This window comes from Actinoplanes campanulatus, from assembly GCF_014647795.1.
Classification (GTDB): domain Bacteria; phylum Actinomycetota; class Actinomycetes; order Mycobacteriales; family Micromonosporaceae; genus Actinoplanes; species Actinoplanes campanulatus.
This window is the reverse complement of record NZ_BMPW01000031.1, coordinates 20,505-39,211: the sequence shown is the minus strand read 5'-3', so window position 1 is coordinate 39,211 and position 18,707 is coordinate 20,505. Positions and strand designations below refer to the sequence as shown.

Sequence of the window (18,707 nt, the reverse complement as noted above, 5' to 3'; positions counted from 1 at the left end):
AAAAGCAGGGCAGACTCGTCGCGACTCACCGCTCGCTACCCGGAGGATTTCGTGGCAGACGAACTCGCCGCCCAGGAACGACTCGAGAGCAAGGCCGCCCAGGGAGGCTGCCCGGTCGCGCACGGCGGCTCCGGCTCCCACGGCGGCCGGACGAACCGCGACTGGTGGCCCAACCAGCTCGACCTGAGCGTCCTGCACCACAACCCGCCGGCGCACAACCCGCTGGGCGGTGACTTCGACTACGCCGCGGCGTTCAAGAGCCTCGACCTGGCGGCCGTGAAGGCGGACATCACCGCGATCATGACCGAGTCGCAGGACTGGTGGCCGGCCGACTTCGGTCACTACGGCCCGCTCATGATCCGGATGGCCTGGCACAGCGCCGGCACCTACCGGACCTTCGACGGCCGCGGCGGCGCGGGCGGCGGCGAGCAGCGCTTCGCCCCGCTGAACAGCTGGCCGGACAACGGCAACCTGGACAAGGCCCGCCTGCTGCTCTGGCCGGTCAAGAAGAAGTACGGCAAGAACATCTCGTGGGCCGACCTGATGATCCTGGCCGGCAACGTGGCCCTGGAGAGCATGGGCTTCGAGACCTTCGGCTTCGGCGGCGGCCGCGCGGACGTCTGGGAGCCCGAGGACATCAACTGGGGTTCCGAGGACACCTGGCTGGGTGACAACCGGTACAGCGGCGACCGTGATCTGGCCAAGCCGTTCGGCGCCGTGCAGATGGGCCTGATCTACGTCAACCCGGAAGGCCCGAACGGCAACCCGGACCCGCTGGCCTCGGCCCGCGACATCCGCGACACGTTCGGCCGGATGGGCATGAACGACGAGGAGACCGTGGCGCTCATCGCCGGCGGCCACACCTTCGGCAAGACCCACGGCGCCGGCCCGGCCGAGCACGTCGGCCCGGAGCCGGAGGCCGCCCCGATCGAGGCGCAGGGCACGGGCTGGAAGAGCAGCTACGGCACCGGCGTGGGCGCCGACGCGATCACCAGTGGTCTGGAGGTCACCTGGACCTACCACCCGACCCGCTGGGACAACGAGTTCTTCCACATCCTCTTCGCGTACGAGTGGGAGCTCACCCAGTCACCGGCCGGCGCGCACCAGTGGCGCCCGAAGAACGGCGCCGGCTCCGACCTGGTGCCGCACGCGTTCGACCCGGCGAAGCGGCAGGAGCCGCGGATGCTGACCTCGGACCTGGCGCTCCGCTTCGACCCGGTCTACGGCCCGATCTCCAAGCGGTTCCACGACGACCCGGAGGAGTTCGGCCGGGCCTTCGCCAAGGCCTGGTTCAAGCTGACCCACCGTGACATGGGCCCGATCTCCCGCTACCTCGGCCCGGAGGTCCCGTCCGAGCCGCTGATCTGGCAGGACCCGCTGCCGACCGTGGACCACGAGCTGGTCAGCGCGGCGGAGGTCGCCTCGCTGAAGGCCGCCGTCCTCGCCTCCAGCCTGTCGGTCTCCGAGCTGGTCGCGACCGCGTGGGCGTCGGCGTCGACGTTCCGTGGCACCGACAAGCGCGGTGGCGCGAACGGCGCCCGGATCCGCCTGGCCCCGCAGAACCAGTGGGAGGCCAACGACCCGGCCCAGCTCAGCAAGGTGCTGGGCGTGCTCGAGGGCATCCGGGCCGAGTTCAACGCGGCCGGTGGCGCCACGAAGATCTCGCTGGCCGACCTGATCGTGCTGGCCGGCACGGCCGCCGTGGAGAAGGCCGCCAAGGACGGCGGTTTCGACATCGAGGTGCCGTTCACCCCGGGTCGTACCGACGCGACCGAGGAGCAGACCGACACCGAGTCGTTCGCCGTGCTGGAGCCGACCCACGACGGTTTCCGCAACTACCTCGCGAAGGGCCACCGCCGCCCCACCGAGGCACTGCTGGTCGACAAGGCGCAGCTGCTCACGCTGACCGCGCCGGAGCTGACCGTGCTGGTCGGCGGCCTGCGGGTGCTCGGCGCGAACACCGGTGGCTCGCAGCACGGCGTCTTCACCGCGACGCCGGGCGTGCTGACCAACGACTTCTTCGCCAACCTGCTCGACTTCGGCCTCACCTGGTCGGCCACCGACTCCGAGGGCGAGACCTTCGAGGGTCGCGACCGCCGGACCGGCGAGGTCAAGTGGACCGCCACCCGGGCTGACCTGATCTTCGGCTCGAACTCGGTCCTGCGCGCGCAGGCCGAGGTCTACGGCAGCGACGACGCCAAGGAGAAGCTGGTCACCGACTTCGTCGAGGCGTGGGTCAAGGTCATGAACCTGGACCGGTTCGACCTGGCCTGAGGCCGGTAGCAGTCCCTCCGGGGCCCGGGTCGGCCGCGCCGACCCGGGCCCCGCCTGCTGGTACCCTCAGGGCGTCGGGCTCGTAGCTCAGTGGATAGAGCAACCGCCTCCTAAGCGGTAGGTCGCGCGTTCAAATCGCGCCGGGCCCACTTTCAGATCTTCAAGCGCTGTCCCACCTGCAGCCGGTGCGGGCTGTCCAGGACCCCCGCGTTGGCCCGGTAGAGGGCCTGCCAGCCTCCTGGGACGTCGTTCCGGGCCGCGATCTGAGTCAGCGTGTCGCCGCGGCGTACCACGTAGGTGCCGCCGGCGCCGGTGGTCGAGGACCGGAGCGCGAAGGACCGGACGACCCGGGTCTTGCGGGACGCGGCCGGCCGGAAGGCGTGCCGGGGCCCGCAGTGCGGCCAGGCCCTGATCCCCTGGCCCCGGAGCACCCGCTCGGCGACGCGGATCTGCTCGGATTTGCTGGCCCGGTTCGCGGTGTTCGCGTACCGGCCACCGCCGTAGGCGCGCCAGGTGCTGCCGCTGAACTGTAGACCGCCGTAGTACCCGTTTCCGGTGTTGATGCGCCAGTTGCCGCCGGATTCGCAATTGGCGATGGCGTCCCAGTTGATCGAGGCCTGTGCGGGGGCGGCCGGCCCGGCGAGGGCCACGCCGCCGGCCAGGCTCGCGGCGACGAGCCCGACTGCCCGCTGGAACTGTTTCCTGGTCTGAACCATGAGCTTGTCCTCCACGCCTACGAGGTCAGCTGTCGGGTTCGGGCAGAGGTGCCCGGCCGCCGTGTGGCGGCTTCACCCCGAGGCGCGTCAGCGCCGAGGAACTCTTGGGTCCCCCGCTCCTTGCCGTTCGATTTCGTCTGGACCGTGACCAGCGGCAGGACTCGGCGTTCCGGCCACGGTGCCCGCTTGGCGGGCTGCGTATCCGCTGCGCCCGGCGGGCATGGCCGAGCAGCGGCGATGGAGTTGTTCCAGGTCACAAATTAGCGTCTTTGATCATTTTTGTATGTATAACGGGTTGATCTCGGCGCGCCGACCGCGCGAACACCTGGACGGCTCGCATGTTCTGCACCGAGGGTGCACAATCTGCGGCCATGAGCGAGCTTGCGAGCGAATCATTCAGCTCAGTCCTGGATTCATGGCGGCGCCGGAGCGAAGCGGAGGTGACGGCATGAACGATCCACAACGCGAACTGGACGTCATCGTCTACGGCGCAACCGGTTTCGTCGGCGTGCTGACCGCTCGTCACCTGGCCGAACACGCGCCGGCCGGCACCCGGATCGCGCTGGCCGGACGCTCCCGCGCGAAACTGGAGAAGGTCGCGGGTGACCTCGGCGTCGACTGGCCGATCGTGGTCGCCGACGCCGACGACGAACCCGCGCTGACCACGATGGCCGGGCGCGCCCGTGTGGTGCTGACGACCGTCGGCCCGTACGCGAAATACGGCCGGCCGCTCGCCCGCGCGTGCGCCGCCACCGGCACCGACTATGTGGACCTCACCGGTGAGGTGCTGTTCGCCCGGGACAGCATCGACGAGAACCATGCGACCGCGCAGCGCACCGGCGCACGGATCGTGCACTCCTGCGGCTTCGATTCGATCCCGTCCGACATCGGGGTGCACGTCCTGCATGCGGCGGTACGCGCGGACGACGCCGGGGAACTGACCGACACCACGCTCGTCGTGACCCGGATGCGCGGCGGATTCAGCGGCGGCACCATCGACTCGATGCGGCACCAGGTCGACGTCATGAAGAAGGACCGTCGCCTGCGCCGGGTGGGTGCGAGCCCGTACTCGCTGAGCCCGGACCGGGAGGCCGAACCCGATCTCGGGCGTCAGCCGGACATGGTGACGCTGCGAGGCTCCGACGTGGACGCCAGCGTGCGCGGTCACCTCGCGCCGTTCGTGATGGCGTCCTACAACACCCGGGTGGTCCGGCGCAGCAACGCGCTGCGCGGCTGGGCGTACGGCCCCCGCTTCCGCTACCGCGAGGCGATGCGGGTGAGCGGCCCGGCCGCCGCGCTGGCCGTCAAGGGTGCGCTGAACGGCCTGGTGATCGGCTTCGCGCTGCCCCCGGCCCGGTTCCTGCTGGACCGGATCCTGCCGGCGCCCGGCACCGGGCCGGACGAGAACGCCCGGCGCAACGGTCACTTCACCATGGACATCTTCACCACGACCTCGTCGGGGGCGCGCTATCGCGCGCGGGTCAAGGCCAAAGGCGATCCGGGGTACGCGGCGACCGCCGTGATGCTCGGTGAGTCCGCCCTGGCACTGGCCCTCGACCGGGACCGCCTGCCGGAGTCACCCGGCGGCGTGCTCACCCCCGCGACCGGGATCGGTGACGCCCTGGTCGACCGCCTCCGCGCGGCCGGTCTGGAGATCACCACCGAGCGGCTCTAGACGTTCGGCGATCGAGGTCAGGCTTCTTTGGGGTACGCGTGACGCCGTTTCGCCCTATTTGAATCGTTCCGTCCGTGCGGTGCTCGCTCGCGTCGTGGTCAGGCCCGTGCCGCGGCCGCCGGGCGGAGATCGGTGGGCCACCCCACTCAGGTGCCGCCGGTCACGCTGGGTGAGTGGTCGCGGCCGTGCTCGCCAGGCAGCCGGCGTGCCCACTTCCGGCCGCGCCGCCGGTCGCGGCGGGTGGGTGGTTGGTCGCGGTTGACGACGGTCACGGGACGCGGAACCCGTCGGGAGTCACTCACCGTGACCGATACGGTAATCGTGTGATGGATCGGTGCTGCTCCCGAGACCCTTTCCCGCGGGGTCGCCGATAGCGTCGAGGTCGCTCCGCGAGGTGACGTGCTCTCGGCAGTCGATGGGGCTGGCGAGCCGGTCACGGCTTGGGATCTTGGTGCCTCGTTGCCCCTTGGCATGATCTTGAGTGTTGGTTGCCGTCGAGGCACACATCAGGCTTCATGATTGACTATTGTTCGCCGACGTTGGGTTTTCATTGCCGGTGTAGCGGCCGTCAGGGCACAAGATCGCGCCAGTCGTGGCGATCACCCATGATCCGGATCGTAGTCGTGGGGAGCCGATCGAGCCGGGGCCACTGCCGGGTTGATCAAGGAGTTGCCGGCAGGAACCGTGCGGATGAGTGACGTGACGCCGCCGGTGGAGCAACCAGGAATCACACTCGGGAAACACCGCATCCTCCACTTTCATCGCCCCTGTCACGGTGAGTGACAGACGGCGGGACTTCCGTGTGCCTCGGCAGTCCTCATGGGCGAGCACCCACCCGACGCGAGTGGCGTGACGGCCGGGAGTCGGCACGATGGGCACCTGGCCAGCGAGACCGTGACCGCCCACCCCGCGCGACCGGTAAGACATGAGGGAGCAGCCAACCGATCTCAGCCCGGCGGGCGCGGCACAGGCCGGACCACACGGCAAGCTCGCGCCGCACGGACGGGACGATCCAAACGAGACGGGGCGAAGTCACGCGTACCGGAAAAGAGACCGGAAGCGACACGCGGACCTACAGACGGGCGATCACCTCGAAGACGTGCCAGTGCTTCGGCCCGCTGAACGCCGGGCCCGGCTCGTCCCGCTCGTGCCAGTGCTCGATCACCAGACCGTCGAAGAGACCCCGCGCCTCGGCCTCGGAGAGGAACGTCATGTCCGGGTCGCCGGCCCACGAGTCGTGGTCGCCGAACAGGTCGACGGCGATCCGGCCGCCGGGGCGCAGAGAGGCGCGGAGCACCGTCCACAACCGATCGAACGAGGTACGGGTCTGGAACGGCAGCGAGTACCCGGCGTAGATCAGGTCGGTGGGCGGTAGCTCCGACAGGTCCTGGAAACGCGTCGTCCGTACCGTCAACATCTCCTGCCGGTCCCCGGCGGCGCGGGACAGGCGCACATGCGTGCCCGGCTCGCCGTCGACCGCGACCACCCGCCAGCCGGCGCCGAGCAACGCTGAGGTCTCCACGCCGGCGCCGCAGCCGAGGTCGGTGGCGGTCCGGCCGGCGCCCGGCCCGGCCAGAGACATGGCCCGGGCACACTGCTCACGGACCGGCCGGTCACCCTGATGGGAGTTGTAGCGGGCCCAGTGGTCGTCGTCGCGCATGCACCCATCCTCCTCAAGAGCGGTATCGGTGATCCGACCGGTGGACGGTAAGGAACTATTCGCGGGGTTCATGTCGATCGCTACTAGCCCCAAGGTGTTCTTACCGGGCACGATTCAGGGGTGACCGTCAGCCCGTTGCCCTACCCGCTAAGGCTGGCGGGTAGCGGTGTCGTGCTGCGCGAATGGTGCCCCGAAGACCTCGACGACCTGGTCGCTCTGCTGGACGAACCGGACATTGCCCGCTGGACGCTGATGCCGTCGCCGTTCGATGTGGAGGCCGGGCTCGCGTACCTTCGGCGGGCTCGTCAGGGCCGGGTCGGCGGCAGCCGGATCCAGCTCGCGATCACCACCGACGGTGGGCCGCCGCTCGGTGAGGTGCTGCTGTTCAACGTGCGGTCCGAGCTGCACGAGGCGGAGCTGGGCTATCTGGTCGGGCGGCCGTACCGGCGGCGGGGCCTGGCGTCGGCCGCGCTCTCGCTGCTCACCGGGTACGCGTTCGACACGCTGGGGCTGCGGCGGCTGCTGTTGCGGATCGATCGCGGCAACACGGCGAGCACGTCGGTGGCCCGCCGCTGTGGGTATCGTCCGGCCGCCGAGCCGCCGATCCAGCAGGCCGGACCGTACGGGCCGACCGTGCTGGACACCTGGGAGTACGTCGAGGGCCGTCCCGGAACCCAGCACGATCGCCGGAGGAACGTCGCGTCCCGGCGGTACGGTCGGCGGTGACCGAGAGGGGTGCCGATGATCGACGTCGATCGTGCGCGCGTAATGGCCTACCGGCTCGCCGCGCAGGGGCTGACCGAGCGCTCCGGCGCCCGCCCGGCCGACCTGCCGGTTCTCGACCTCGGGGTGCAGGATTACACGCCGGATTCGGCCCGGGTGGCGTTCGCCGCGCGGACCGGGGCGGACCTCGACGACGACCGTCTGATCAGCGTCTGGGCGGCTCGGGGTGCGCCACACCGGCATCGCCGCGCCGACCTGGCGACGCTGACCGGGCAGCTGTGGCCGGTCGGTGACGAGGACGCGGCCGCCCGGATCCGGAGCGGCCAGATCCCGGAGGCGCCACGGCTCGGGGTGCGGGCGTTCACCGTGACCGCGGAGGCGTTCCGCGAGGTGCTGACCGGGCCACTGCCCCGGGGTGAGGCGAGCACCGAGGTGAGCCGCCGGGTGCCGGCCGAACTGACCTACGATTGCCGGCCGTGCGGGGCGCGGCACATCGCGTCGAATGTGTGGCAGCACGCCGGCCTGGCCGGTGGCGTCGAAGTGCTGTCCCGGGGGCGGGACGCGATGCTCGGCCCGATTTCCCAGGGGCCACCGATGCCGTCCGGCAATCAGGGGTTCGGCCGGCTGGTCGAGACCTACCTGCGGTTCCTCGGTCCGGCGACGCCGGGCGAGGTGGCGAGATACCTGGGCACCACCGCCACGGTGGTGAAACGGGAGTGGCCGTCCGGTCTCGCCGAGGTCCGAGTGGAGGGGCGCCGGGGGTGGCTGCCGGAGGCGTCCGCCGGGCTCCTCGAGTCGGCGCCGGAGCCACGCGGGGCGCGCTGGCTACCCGCCATGGATCCGCTGCTCCAGGCTCGTGACCGGGACCTGCTGGTGCCCGGCCGGGAGCGGCAGAGGGAGGTGTGGCGCATCCTCGGCAATCCCGGCGCCCTGCTGGTGGACGGGGAGATCGCCGGCGTGTGGCGGGCCCGGATGGCCGGGCAGAAGCGGGTCGATCTGACGGTCACCGTGTTCGCGCCGCTGTCCGCGGACCGGCGGCGGGTCGTCGAGAAGGAGGCCGCCCACGTGGCCCGTGGCCGCGGGGTTCCCGACGCCACGGTCACCTTCGAGTGACCGTCATCCGGAGGCGGGGTAGGCGCGGGTCTCCGCGGCCTTGACCGCCACCCACAGCTCCTGCCCCGGGGTGAGACCCATCTGCGCGGCGGCCGCGGGCGTGATGTCGGCGGCCACCGAGATCGGGCCGTCCAGGCGTACCCGCAGGCTGTCGCCGTGCTGCTGGACGTCGGCGAGCACGGCCGGCCAGGTGTTGCGTGGGCTCCCGTCCGGCTGGTGCGGGTGCAGGGCGACCGCGGCCGGCGGGAAGGCCACGAAGGCGTCGCCGTGCACGATGTCGGTGCTGGTCAGGACGAACCCGTCGGACAGCTCGACGGTGTGCCCGCCACCCCGGCCGCGGTACAGGTTGAGTCCCACGAGCCGGGCCACGTAATCGGTACGCGGGCGGGCCGTGATGGTCGCCGCGTCGCCCTCCTGCACCACCCGGCCGTGCTCGACGATGACCAGCCGGTCGGCCAGGACCAGGGCGTCCAGCGGATCGTGCGTGACGATCAGCGTGGCGCCCGGGTGCTCGGCCAGGTGCCGCCGCAGCTCGCCGCGGGTCTCCAGCCGGGTCCGGGCGTCCAGGGCGGCGAGCGGCTCGTCGAGCAGCAGCAGGACCGGGTCGACGGCCAGCGCCCGGGCCAGCGCCACCCGCTGCGCCTGCCCGCCGGAGAGCTGCCGGGGCTTGCGGCGACCGTGCTCGGCCAGCCCGACCCGGTCCAGCCAGCGATCCGCCACGGCGTGCGCGGCCCTGCGGTCCAGGCCGTGCCGGCGCGGGCCGAACGCCACGTTGTCCCGGGCGCTGAGGTGCGGGAACAGCAGGTAGTCCTGGAACACCACCCCGATTGGGCGGCGCTCGGTGGGCGTACCCCGTAAATCCTCGCCGCCGAGGGTGAGGTGACCGCCGGAGAGTGGGGTCAGCCCGGCGAGCGCGCGCAGCGCCGTGGTCTTTCCCGCGCCGTTCGGGCCGAGCAGCGCGACCGTCTCGCCCGGCTCGATCCGCAGCCCGATGTCCAGCCGGAAAGCGCCGCGCTCGGCGACGAGACGCGCGTCCAGAAGACTCATGGCGCGGTCAGCCAGCGGTCGCGCAGCCCGGCCAGGATGGCGACCGAGACGATCAGCAGGATCAGGCTGAGCACGACGGCGCCCTCCAGGTCACCGCTCTCCATGGTCTGGTAGACCGCGAGCGGCATGGTCTGCGTGATCCCCGGATAGTTCCCGGCGAAGGTGATCGTGGCGCCGAACTCCCCCAGCGCCCGCGCCCAGCAGAGCACCGCCCCGGCCGCGATCCCCGGCGCCACCAGCGGCAACGTCACATGGGTGAAGGTCGTCCAGCGGTTCGAGCCGAGCGTCGCGGCGGCCTCCTCGTACCGGCTGTCGGCGCCGCGCAGCGCCCCCTCGACCGCGATGACCAGGAACGGCAGCGCCACGAACGACTCGGCCACCACCACGCCCGCCGTGGTGAACGGCAGGCTGATCCCGAACGTCTGGTCCAGCCACTGCCCGACCAGACCGCGCCGGCCCAGCGCCAGCAGCAGCGCGATGCCCCCGACCACCGGCGGCAGCACCAGCGGCACGGTGATCAGCGCCCGGACCAGCCGCCGCCCGGGAAACTCGACCCGGGCCAGCAGCCAGGCCAGCGGCACCCCGAGCGCCAGGCAGAACACGGTCGCCACGGTCGAGGTGAGCAGCGACAGCCGCAGCGCCGCCACCACACCCGGCTCGGTCAGCCGCTCGAACAGGGTGGCCCACGGCGTCCGGGCGAGCAGCCCCACCAGCGGCAGGATCAGGAAGAGCAGACCCAAAATCGCGGGAACGAGCAGGGGTACGGGGACGCGCGTCCTCAATGACGCCCCTTCGGAGCCCGCTCGACCACCACGGTCGTCGACTTGATGACGGCGACCGCGATCGACCCCACCTGAAGATCGAGTTCGTCGACCGCCTCCCGGCTCATCAGCGACACCAGCCGGAACGGGCCGGCCTGGATGTCGACCTGGGCCATCACGGTGTCCTTGACGACCGCGGTCACGATGCCGCGCAGCCGGTTGCGGGCGGACGACTCGTCGGAGCGGCCGTCCGGCTCGGCGGCCTGGGCGCGGACGAAGGCGGCCAACTCCACGCCGTCGATCACCCGGCGGCCGTGCTCGTCCCGGCCCGCCGCGAGCCGCCCGGCGTCCACCCAGCGGCGCATCGTGTCCGGGCTGACCCCGAGCAGGTCAGCCGCCTCCCCGATCTGAAAGACCGTCACGAGCGATCACTCTAGTTCGTGTCAGAGATCGAACTCGCCGTCGTGGACGCCGCCGGTGAAGGCGTCCCACTCGCCCTTGGTGAAGAAGAGGATGGTGGCCGGGTCGGTGGAGTTGCGCATTGCGGCGCCGCCGTCGGGGAGCCGGGAGATCTCCACGAACTCCCCGGCCGGACCGCCGGAGCGCAGCCACTCGGCGGCATCGGCGTCGAACGTCTCGGCATAGGTCTTCTCGGCCACACTCCCACCTAACCGCACGGAGCCGTCGACCTGCTACTCGGACCACACCTACGATGACCGGGATGGGATCGATCGGCGTCGCGGTGATCGGGTTCGGCTGGATGGGCCGGGCGCACACCCGGGCGTGGGCGCGGGTCGGCCATCACTATCCGGAGCTGGCCCGGCCGGAGCTGATCGCGGTCGCCGACGACGTGCCGGGCCGGGCCGCCGAGGCTGCCGGGGTGTACGGGTTCGCCACCGCCACCACGGACTGGCGTGCCCTGCTCGGCGACCCGCGGATCGCGGCGGTCAGCGTGACCGCGCCGAACTTCCTGCACCGGGAGATCGGCGTCGCGTTCGCCGCGTCCGGACGGCACCTCTGGATCGAGAAGCCGGTCGGCCTGGGCGCCGCCGACGCCCGCGCCATCACCGGGGACGTGCGGGTCGCGGTCGGCTTCAACTACCGGCACGCGCCGGCCGTCGCCCGGGCCCGGGAGATCCTGCGGGCCGGTGGGATCGGCCGGGTGACGCACGCCCGGTTCCGGTTCTTCAGCGACTACGCGGCCGACCCGGACGCCGCACTGAGCTGGCGGTTCGAGCGGGCCCGCGGCGGTAACGGGGTGCTCGGCGACCTGGGTTCGCACGCCGCCGACCTGATCCGCCACCTGCTCGGTGAGGTGTCCGCGCTGGTCGCCGACACGGCTGTGCACATCGCCGAACGCCCGCGCCCGGCGGGCGCCACCTCCGGACACCAGCGGGGTACGGGTGAGCCCGGCCCGGTCGAGAACGAGGACTGGTTCGGGGCGCTGCTGCGGATGCGTTCCGGGGCCCGGGTCACGCTGGAGGCCAGCCGGGTGGCGGCCGGGGAGCAGAACCGGTACGGGTTCACCGTGCACGGCACCGAGGGCGTGCTGTCCTGGGACTTCCGGCGGATGGGTGAGCTGCGGATCGGCGACGCGACCGTCTTCGTGGGCCCGGGCGACGGCGCGCACGGCGACTTCCAGCCGGGGGCCGGCATCCCTTTGGGGTACGACGACCTCAAGGTGATCGAGGCGGGGCTGTTCCTGCGGTCGATCGCCGAGGGGGTGCCGCACGGCGCGACCCTGGCCGACGCGATCGCGGCCGCGGAGATCCTCGACGCGGTGACCGAGTCCGCCGCCTCCGGCCGGTGGGTCGGCCTCTGAGGATCGGGTGCGCTCTGGGCGTACCCCTCGATGGTCTTGGTTTTTTGGGGAATTTCGGACGATCCGGTCCCGGTTCGTCGTGACGCCCGCGAATCGTCGCCGTTCCGTGATCGACAGCGCCCGGAAACGGGGATCCCCTTCGATTCATGGATAGGTAATCTGCTGCTCCTAGCCTGAGGAGCACCCCCATGAGGTACACGCGCAGCGTGCTCGTCGCGGCGATCGCCGGCACCACAATGCTGACGTCTCCGGTCGCCGCCGAAGCCGCATCCCCCACCGTGACGGAGACCGTCCGGGACGGCGTCACCCTGGTGCTGGAACGCACGCCGGTCGGCGTAAGGCCCTACACCGGCAAGGGCACGAGCCGCGCCGACTTCGACGGCGACAACCGCGACGACGTCGCGGTATTCAGCAACGTGGGGGTGGCCGTCGCCTACTCGTCGGCGGCCCATCGCGACGTGCTCAAGACCGCGATCCCGGGCAGCTCCAGCGGCGGCTTCGGCTACTCGATGGCCGCCGGCAATTTCAACGGCGACCGGTACGACGACCTCGCGATCGGCGACTACAACGAGCCCGATCTGCGCAACATGGGGTATGTCGCCGGCGCTGTCTGGATCATCCCGGGCGGGCCGGGCGGACTCCAGCCGAACCGGGCCCAGCATTTCAGCCAGAGCACCGCTGGCGTGCCCGGCCTCTCCGTGCAGGGTGACTGGTTCGGCTTCTCGCTCGCGGCCGGCGACATCACCGGCGACGGCCGGGACGAACTGGCCATCGGCATCCCGCGCAAGCGGATCGGGAACAGGGCGGAGGCCGGCGCGGCCGTCGTGCTCAAGGGCGGTTCGAGCGGCCTCACCGCCGGAGGCGCCCGCTGGATCAGCCAGGACACCGCCGGGGTTCCCGGGTCGCCCGGCACCGGCGACAAGTTCGGCTTCGCCGTCGCGATCGGGCGGATCGACAAGAACCGCTACCAGGAACTGGTCGTCGGCGCCCCGGGCGAGCGCCCGGACCGCAACTACAACGGCAGCGGGACCATCACCCAGTTCTGGGGGACGTCCGCCGGTGTGTCGCTGAAGAAGGTCACCGCGCTCCACGGCGGCAAGATCGCCACGACCGTCCGCAAGCTCGGGGTCTGGGAGGTCGGCGCCGCCCTCGCGATCGGCGACACCACCGGCGACGGGTACGGCGAGGTCGTCTGCGGGGTGTCCGGGGCGCAGGCGGGCTCCGAGGTCTACGGCGGCATGGTCGTCACCGTGCCGGGGCGTACCACCGGGCTCTCCGCCAAGGGCGCCATCGCGATCTCCCAGAGCAGCCCGGGGGTGGCCGGCGCCGCCGAGGGCGGGGACCGGTTCGGCGACAGCATCGCGGTCGGTGACGTCACCCTCGACGGTCGTGCCGACGTGCTGGTCGGTGTGCCCGGGGAGAACAACGACGCGGGCGCCGTCGTGCTGCTGCGCGGTTCGGCCAAGGGCCTGACCGGCGCCAAGTCGCAGACCCTCACCCAGTCGTCGGCCGGGGTGCCGGACGGCGCCGAGCGCGGCGACCGGTTCGGGGCAAACGTCGCGCTGCTCAACCTGAACGGCTCCGGCGGTATCGACGCGCTGGTGAGCGCCCCCTCCGAGCAGGTCGCCGGCGACCATCCCGGCTACGGATCGGGAACCGTCACCCGCTTCCTCGGCGGCTACCGGGGCCTCGGCAACGCCACGCTGACCAGCGGCCGGTTCCTCGACCCCAACGGGGTCGGCTACGGCGGGTACATCGCCCGATGAACAGGAGTTCCATGAAGACGCTACGGGCCGGCACCATCACCGCCGTCGTTCTCGCCGGTCTGACGATCTCCGGCCCGGCCTCGGCCGCCGCCGTCGGCACCGCGCAGGTGCTGAACCGGACGCAGATCAAGTTCAGCGCGGCCGCCAACCGGGTCAACTACGTGACGATCACGCGGTCCGGCAACACGGTCACCATCGACGACCGGGTCACGATCAAACCCGGCGCGGGCTGCAAGCGGGTGGGCGGCGACAAGACGCGGGTGCGGTGCACCACGTCGGGGGCGCCCACCGGCGGGGCGATCCACACGTACGACGAGAACGACACCGTCGTGAACCAGAGCGACCTTGGCCTGTGGATCCGGGTCGGCAGCGGCACCAACAAGATCATCGGCGGGCCGCGCGGCGAGAACCTGTTCGGCGGCAGCGGCAACGACACGATCTACGGCAACGGCGGCAACGACTACATCTACCCGGACGGCGGCGTCAACGTCATCCGCGGCGGCATCGGCGCCGACGACCTGCGCGGCGGGCCCAGCACCGACTACATCTACGGCGACTCCGGCAACGACCGGATCGACCCGGGCGCCGGCAACGACGTGGTCCGCGGTGGCACCGGCGACGACATGTTCGACGAGGGCACCGGCCGGGACATCCTCTACGGCGACGAGGGCTCCGACAGCTTCAACCAGGGCGGCTGGAACGGCACGGCCCGGGAGGTCATCCACGGCGGCCCCGGCAGCGACGCGGTCGAATACATGGCCCGCAGCCGGGCGGTCGCGGCCGACGCCGACGGGCAGTCCGGCGACGACGGCCAGGCCGGCGAGGGCGACTCCATCGGTACGGACGTCGAAGGTCTCCGCGGCGGCAACGGCAACGACTGGCTGGCCGCCAACGGGAGCCCCAACTGGCTGGACGGCGGCGAGGGCAACGACACCCTGCACGGTCTGGGCGGCGACGACTACCTGGTCGGCGGCGACGGCAACGACCGGCTGTTCGGCGGCGACGGCGACGACAACCTCACCGCCGACTTCGGCAACGACCAGCTGTCCGGCGGCGCCGGCAGGGACACCGTCTCGTACGGCGACCGGCTGGTCCGGGTGATCGCCGACCTCGACGGGCAGAGCGGCGACGACGGCTCCAGCGGCGAGAAGGACAGCATCGGATCCGACGTCGAGAACCTGTACGGCGGCTGGGCCGACGACGTGCTGACCGGCAACGGCGGCGCCAACGTCATCAACGGCTCGACCGGCGCGGACGTGATCCGCGGCGGCGGCGGCAACGACGAACTGCACGCCGACGACGGCTCCAAGACCGGCGTCGACAAGGTCTACGGCGAGGCCGGCGACGACACCCTGTACGGCGGCGGCTTCGAGACCTACAGCCGCTACACCCTCGACGGCGGCGACGGCGTGGACTCGTGCCGGCACGAGTACAACTACGGCACCGGGGATCAGGTGAACTGCGAATGACCACCCGGGCTACGGCTCGGGAACCATCACCCGCTTCCTCGGCGGCTACCAGGGCCTGGGCAACGCCACGGTGACCAACGGCCGCTTCCTGGGCGATCTCGGCGGGGGTTACGGCTCCGACATCGCCGGCTAGTTCCAGAACATCGGATGGTCGCTCATCGCGCGGTGCAGCGCCTCCGCGTACCGGTCGATCTCGGAATCCAGGCGGGCCGCCGTGGCCGCGTCCACCACCAGGTGGGCCGGCTGCGGCGGCCGCGCCGCCAGCCACTGGTACCGGCGCCCGGCCGGCGGATGACTGGCAAGCAGGGTGGCCTCGGTCCGGGCGGTGAGTTGCCGCCGGGCCGGACCGTCCGGCTGTTCCCGTTCCCGGACCGCGTGGATCAGCCGCCGCCACGTCGGCCCGGCCTCACCCTTCGGGACCCACGGCTGGATGTGCTCGAAGAACATCCCCATCTGCGTGAGCGCGTCCAGAATCGACAGTGCGGCCTCGGATCCGGCGGCCCGGGCGGCCATCGCGTCGGCGCGCAGCTCCACTCGGCGGTTCCCGTCGGCGGCGACCACCCCGATCCGGGTGTGCGCCGCCGCGAGGATCAGCGCGAGTGAGCCGCCGACCGCCTGCCAGAGCCGGTACACGACGATGGCGGGATCGCCCGCTCCCACGACGTCCTCCTCGGCGGGCGGGCGGACCATCTCGGCGAGCCGGCCGAAGGTGGTCGTGGCGGGCTGGATGAGCAGCGTCCGGGTGCTGTCCTCGTGCTTGAGATGTCCGAGCTCGTGGCCGATCAGCGCCACCAGTTCCTGCGGCCGTAGCGCCACCAGCAGCGGCAGCCCCAGGGTCAGCACGCTGGTGCGCCGGAACCCGACGACCGCCACACCCGCGTTCCCGCGATAGTCGATCATCAACCGGTCCGGCACCGGAGCGCCGATCTCCGCCGCGATCAACTCGATCAGCCGGTGCAGGACCGGGGCGTCGGTCCGCTCCACGAGGTAGGTGTCCTCGCTCAGGAAGCGCTTGAAACTGCCGATCCTCGGACGGAGCACCCAGGCGAGACCGGCCAGCATCAGCCCGAACATCTTGGGGAACAACGGATCGCCCCAGATCACCAGCCAGAGGCCGTACCCGGCGAGGACCAGGTCGCCGAGCACGACCAAACCCGAGATCAACAACAGGATTCGGTACGCCGTACGCCCGCCGTTCCCGTCGAGTTCCGCGGTGACGAGTTCCCGGTGCGCCCGGAACCCGGCCCGCCGGTCGCGCTCGATGATCCGCCGCGTGTACCAGCCGGCGTCCTCGACCGGCGGGAAGGCGTCCAGATTCCACTCACAGGCGCCGCACCACGGCTCCTGTTCAGGCAGTGTGGTCAGCGTCCCGGCACACCGCGGACAGGCATCGGCCGTCGTGATAGACACAAAGATGATCTTGAGTGCCCACCCCGACGGCCGTCAACCTCGGCGGATTACTTGGCGTACGTGTAGTACCGCCAAGTGCCGTACGTGGTGGCGTTGATCTTGTCGCTGTAGGGGCTGTTGCCGTACTCGGCGCGCACCCGGAACCGCATACCGGCCGGGTAGTAGCCGGTGATCCAGGCTTCCGACACGCCGTACTGGTTCAGCCCGATGGTGGCGCTCTCGAACGCCGTCCACTTGCCGTTCTTGTAACGCTGGATGACGATCCGGTGGAAGCGGTTCGGGTAGGCCGTCATCGTGGTGACGAAGTGCGGGTCCTTCGTCGTACGGATGACGTAGTAGGACACCGACCCGATCTTCTTGGTCTTGAAGTGCTTGGTGACATTCGTGTTGACCGCGACCTTCGTGTAGGCGACCGAGGTGACGGTCCGCGGGGCGTACCGGGCGTCACCGGTGAACCGGGCGGTCAGCGTGGTGTTGCGGGTCAGCTTGAAGCTGGCGGCGACCTTGCCGGCGCTGTTCACCGTGGCCCGCTTGAGCAGGCGGTTGGCCTGGTCGGAGCCGTACGGGTCGGCCCAGATCTCGACCACCCGGTTCCTGTAGGTGGCGCCCAGTGTCGCGGTGAAGGTGACCGTCGCCCCGTACGCGTTGACGGTCTTGTTCTTGTCCAGGGTCAGACCGGGAGTCGTCCGGGAGACCTGGACCACCGCCGAGGCCGTCGCCGGGTGGTAGTCCTCGTCGCCCTCGAACACGACCTCGTAGGTGACCTCGCCACCGGCGGCCGGCGTGTTCGTGAAGCGGAACTCGCCGTTGGCGTCGGTCGTCGTCAGCCCGCCGAACGAGGGACCGCTCGTGCTCTCCACGTCGTGGCGCCACAGAGCCAGCTCCTTGCCCGCGGGCAGCGGCCAGTTCGCGTTGATCGCGCCGGTGATGGTCAGCGCCTGGCCCCGGGTGGCGGTGGCCGGCGCGGTCAGCCAGATGGTCGGCTGGAGCCGCTCCGGCGAGTTGGTCCCAGTGGGTTCGGGCGAGGGCGTGGAGGTGGAGGTGGACGGCGAGGGGGACACGGTCGTCGGGTCGGGCTCGACCGGGTCCGAGTCGTTCAGCGTGTAGAGCCAGTAGTTGTTCTGCGAGCCGTCGCCCTCGGCGACCGCGAAGATCCGTGATCCGCCGGGCTCCCAGGCGAGACCGCGGCCCACCACCTCGGGCCGGTTGTAGCTGCCGGCGACCGACGGCAGCTTGAAGGCGCGTTCGGGCGTGGTGGCGCCGGGCTGGAAGACGTAGACGTCGTCGGTCCCGTAGCGGAGGGACAGCGCGACCCGGCCGTCCGACGCGACGTCGACCCCACCGAAGTGGTTCAGGCTGGTGTAGGCGGCCGTCTTGGTCCCGTCCGAGATCGCGATCCGGTGGGAGCCGTTGTAGCCGACCTGGATCAGGTCGGCGCCGTCGCCGGAGACCGCCACGTCCGAGGTGAACTCGCCGAATACCTCGGCGTTCAGCTTCAGGTCCGCGGCGCCCGACGAGACGTCGTAGACGACGCTGTCACCGCTGGTCGTGTCGATGTCGGTGAGCACGATGAGGCCGGGCGCGCCGGCTCCGGTGGAGATCTTGGGAATGGCGTAGAGCCCGACCCCGTCGGCCCGGGCGTCGTGCACCGCGACCGCGGAGGTGGCCAGGTCCACCGAGCCGATGGTGCCGGACCCGGCGTTTCCGGCGATGGTGGAGAACCAGAGCTTGCCGCTGATCGGGCCGACCACATCCTTGATCGCCACGGTGTCGCCGACCGGGTAGCTGGCCGTCTCGGTCAGCGTGTCGGTCGCGATCGCGGCGATCCGGTGGCCGCCGCTGACGGCGGCGTAGAGAACGCTCGAGTCGGCGGAGAGCAGGAGGCCGTCGACGCCGGCGAGCCCGGTCACCGCGGTGGCCTCGTGTCCCTGGTAGTTCGTCGCGACGATCTTCCCGGAGGTGGGGTCGCTGACGAAGACGCGCTGGTGCACGGCGTCGACCGCGATGTCGCCGAACTTCGTGATGGGGAGCTTCTCGTCGGAGTCAGCGAGGGCGGTGCCGGTCGCCAGACCGAAGCCCACCGCGGTGGCGCCGGCGAGGACCGTGGTCGCGATCGCGACCCGGGAGATACGCATGAGGACCTCGTGATCCATCGAGGCGGGACTGCTGGCCGGAGGATCATAGACAGAAGATCATTTTCGTCTGATCACCCGAACGGACGATGCCGTACCGACGTGGCCAACGAAACAGATGACCTTGGATGGATGCGGG

16 protein-coding genes, 1 tRNA gene and 1 riboswitch are annotated in these 18,707 nt (G+C 71.1%); of the genes, 8 read left to right on the top strand and 9 right to left on the bottom strand.

The window, feature by feature from the left end:
• The first annotated feature begins 51 nt into the window (after positions 1–51).
• Positions 52–2,274 (top strand): catalase/peroxidase HPI, encoded by a 2,223-nt coding sequence (gene katG, locus IEZ13_RS40710; RefSeq protein WP_183226981.1) that lies wholly within the window; start codon positions 52–54, stop codon positions 2,272–2,274.
• A 76-nt stretch (positions 2,275–2,350) separates the two neighbouring features.
• Positions 2,351–2,423 (top strand) — tRNA-Arg (locus IEZ13_RS40705).
• Positions 2,424–2,426: 3 nt separating this feature from the next.
• On the opposite strand, the gene IEZ13_RS40700 is transcribed toward IEZ13_RS40705, so the two are convergent.
• Positions 2,427–2,990: a LysM peptidoglycan-binding domain-containing protein gene (locus IEZ13_RS40700; RefSeq protein WP_183226983.1), complete on the bottom strand. Its 564-nt coding sequence runs from the start codon at positions 2,988–2,990 to the stop codon at positions 2,427–2,429.
• Positions 2,990–3,139: riboswitch (cyclic di-AMP (ydaO/yuaA leader) on the bottom strand. Its footprint overlaps the gene before it by 1 nt.
• 299 nt (positions 3,140–3,438) lie before the next feature.
• Here IEZ13_RS40700 and IEZ13_RS40695 point away from each other — a divergent pair.
• Positions 3,439–4,665, top strand: a complete 1,227-nt coding sequence (locus IEZ13_RS40695) for a saccharopine dehydrogenase family protein (protein ID WP_183226985.1) — start codon at positions 3,439–3,441, stop codon at positions 4,663–4,665.
• A gap of 146 nt (positions 4,666–4,811) precedes the next feature.
• Here IEZ13_RS40695 and IEZ13_RS47185 read toward each other — a convergent pair whose 3' ends face one another.
• Positions 4,812–4,967 carry a hypothetical protein gene (locus IEZ13_RS47185; RefSeq protein ID WP_221246302.1) on the bottom strand — a complete coding sequence of 52 codons (156 nt, stop codon included), beginning with the start codon at positions 4,965–4,967 and terminating at the stop codon, positions 4,812–4,814.
• A gap of 770 nt (positions 4,968–5,737) precedes the next feature.
• Positions 5,738–6,325: a class I SAM-dependent methyltransferase gene (locus IEZ13_RS40690; RefSeq protein ID WP_183226987.1), complete on the bottom strand. Its 588-nt coding sequence runs from the start codon at positions 6,323–6,325 to the stop codon at positions 5,738–5,740.
• Between the two features lie 120 nt (positions 6,326–6,445).
• Between IEZ13_RS40690 and IEZ13_RS40685 the strand changes: the two genes are divergently transcribed.
• Positions 6,446–7,051 (top strand): GNAT family N-acetyltransferase, encoded by a 606-nt coding sequence (locus IEZ13_RS40685; RefSeq protein WP_183226989.1) that lies wholly within the window; start codon positions 6,446–6,448, stop codon positions 7,049–7,051.
• 15 nt (positions 7,052–7,066) lie between these two features.
• On the top strand, positions 7,067–8,161 hold the full coding sequence (locus tag IEZ13_RS40680; RefSeq protein ID WP_183226991.1) for a DNA glycosylase AlkZ-like family protein: 1,095 nt from the start codon (positions 7,067–7,069) through the stop codon (positions 8,159–8,161).
• A gap of 3 nt (positions 8,162–8,164) precedes the next feature.
• On the opposite strand, the gene IEZ13_RS40675 is transcribed toward IEZ13_RS40680, so the two are convergent.
• The 4 genes from IEZ13_RS40675 to IEZ13_RS40660 are packed head-to-tail and all read right to left on the bottom strand — an operon-like array spanning position 8,165 to position 10,628.
• Positions 8,165–9,208 carry an ABC transporter ATP-binding protein gene (locus tag IEZ13_RS40675; RefSeq protein ID WP_183226992.1) on the bottom strand — a complete coding sequence of 348 codons (1,044 nt, stop codon included), beginning with the start codon at positions 9,206–9,208 and terminating at the stop codon, positions 8,165–8,167.
• A complete protein-coding gene (locus IEZ13_RS40670) occupies positions 9,205–9,990 on the bottom strand; it encodes an ABC transporter permease (protein ID WP_183226994.1) in 786 nt (261 codons plus the stop codon). Before IEZ13_RS40670 ends, IEZ13_RS40675 begins: the two co-directional genes overlap by 4 nt.
• Entirely contained in the window at positions 9,987–10,391 is a 405-nt protein-coding gene (locus tag IEZ13_RS40665) for a TOBE domain-containing protein (protein WP_183226996.1), read from the bottom strand. The genes IEZ13_RS40670 and IEZ13_RS40665 overlap by 4 nt, the downstream gene beginning before the upstream one ends.
• A 21-nt stretch (positions 10,392–10,412) precedes the next feature.
• The gene (locus IEZ13_RS40660; RefSeq protein ID WP_183226998.1) at positions 10,413–10,628 is read right to left on the bottom strand and encodes a DUF397 domain-containing protein; all 216 of its coding nucleotides are present in this window, start codon (positions 10,626–10,628) and stop codon (positions 10,413–10,415) included.
• A gap of 62 nt (positions 10,629–10,690) precedes the next feature.
• On the opposite strand from IEZ13_RS40660, the gene IEZ13_RS40655 reads away from it, so the two are divergent.
• The 3 genes from IEZ13_RS40655 to IEZ13_RS40645 all read left to right on the top strand — a co-directional run bounded on the left by IEZ13_RS40655 (position 10,691) and on the right by IEZ13_RS40645 (position 15,026).
• Positions 10,691–11,791: a Gfo/Idh/MocA family protein gene (locus IEZ13_RS40655; protein WP_229795662.1), complete on the top strand. Its 1,101-nt coding sequence runs from the start codon at positions 10,691–10,693 to the stop codon at positions 11,789–11,791.
• Positions 11,792–11,979: 188 nt separating this feature from the next.
• A complete protein-coding gene (locus IEZ13_RS40650; RefSeq protein WP_183227002.1) occupies positions 11,980–13,557 on the top strand; it encodes an integrin alpha in 1,578 nt (525 codons plus the stop codon).
• 11 nt (positions 13,558–13,568) lie between these two features.
• Positions 13,569–15,026, top strand: a complete 1,458-nt coding sequence (locus tag IEZ13_RS40645) for a calcium-binding protein (RefSeq protein WP_183227004.1) — start codon at positions 13,569–13,571, stop codon at positions 15,024–15,026.
• A gap of 129 nt (positions 15,027–15,155) precedes the next feature.
• On the opposite strand, the gene IEZ13_RS40640 is transcribed toward IEZ13_RS40645, so the two are convergent.
• Positions 15,156–16,436: a M48 family metallopeptidase gene (locus IEZ13_RS40640; protein ID WP_183227006.1), complete on the bottom strand. Its 1,281-nt coding sequence runs from the start codon at positions 16,434–16,436 to the stop codon at positions 15,156–15,158.
• A 47-nt stretch (positions 16,437–16,483) separates the two neighbouring features.
• Positions 16,484–18,571 carry an Ig-like domain repeat protein gene (locus tag IEZ13_RS40635; protein ID WP_183227008.1) on the bottom strand — a complete coding sequence of 696 codons (2,088 nt, stop codon included), beginning with the start codon at positions 18,569–18,571 and terminating at the stop codon, positions 16,484–16,486.
• Positions 18,572–18,707 lie beyond the last annotated feature (136 nt).

Bases quoted from the DNA above. Each gene is read 5' to 3' on its own strand.
- IEZ13_RS40700 (WP_183226983.1), bottom strand. From the start codon at position 2,990: ATGGTTCAGACCAGGAAACAGTTCCAGCGGGCAGTCGGGCTCGTCGCC.
- IEZ13_RS40695 (WP_183226985.1), top strand. From the start codon at position 3,439: ATGAACGATCCACAACGCGAACTGGACGTCATCGTCTACGGCGCAACC.
- IEZ13_RS40690 (WP_183226987.1), bottom strand. From the start codon at position 6,325: ATGCGCGACGACGACCACTGGGCCCGCTACAACTCCCATCAGGGTGAC.
- IEZ13_RS40680 (WP_183226991.1), top strand. From the start codon at position 7,067: ATGATCGACGTCGATCGTGCGCGCGTAATGGCCTACCGGCTCGCCGCG.
- IEZ13_RS40675 (WP_183226992.1), bottom strand. From the start codon at position 9,208: ATGAGTCTTCTGGACGCGCGTCTCGTCGCCGAGCGCGGCGCTTTCCGG.
- IEZ13_RS40655 (WP_229795662.1), top strand. From the start codon at position 10,691: ATGGGATCGATCGGCGTCGCGGTGATCGGGTTCGGCTGGATGGGCCGG.
- IEZ13_RS40650 (WP_183227002.1), top strand. From the start codon at position 11,980: ATGAGGTACACGCGCAGCGTGCTCGTCGCGGCGATCGCCGGCACCACA.
- IEZ13_RS40645 (WP_183227004.1), top strand. From the start codon at position 13,569: ATGAAGACGCTACGGGCCGGCACCATCACCGCCGTCGTTCTCGCCGGT.
- IEZ13_RS40635 (WP_183227008.1), bottom strand. From the start codon at position 18,571: ATGCGTATCTCCCGGGTCGCGATCGCGACCACGGTCCTCGCCGGCGCC.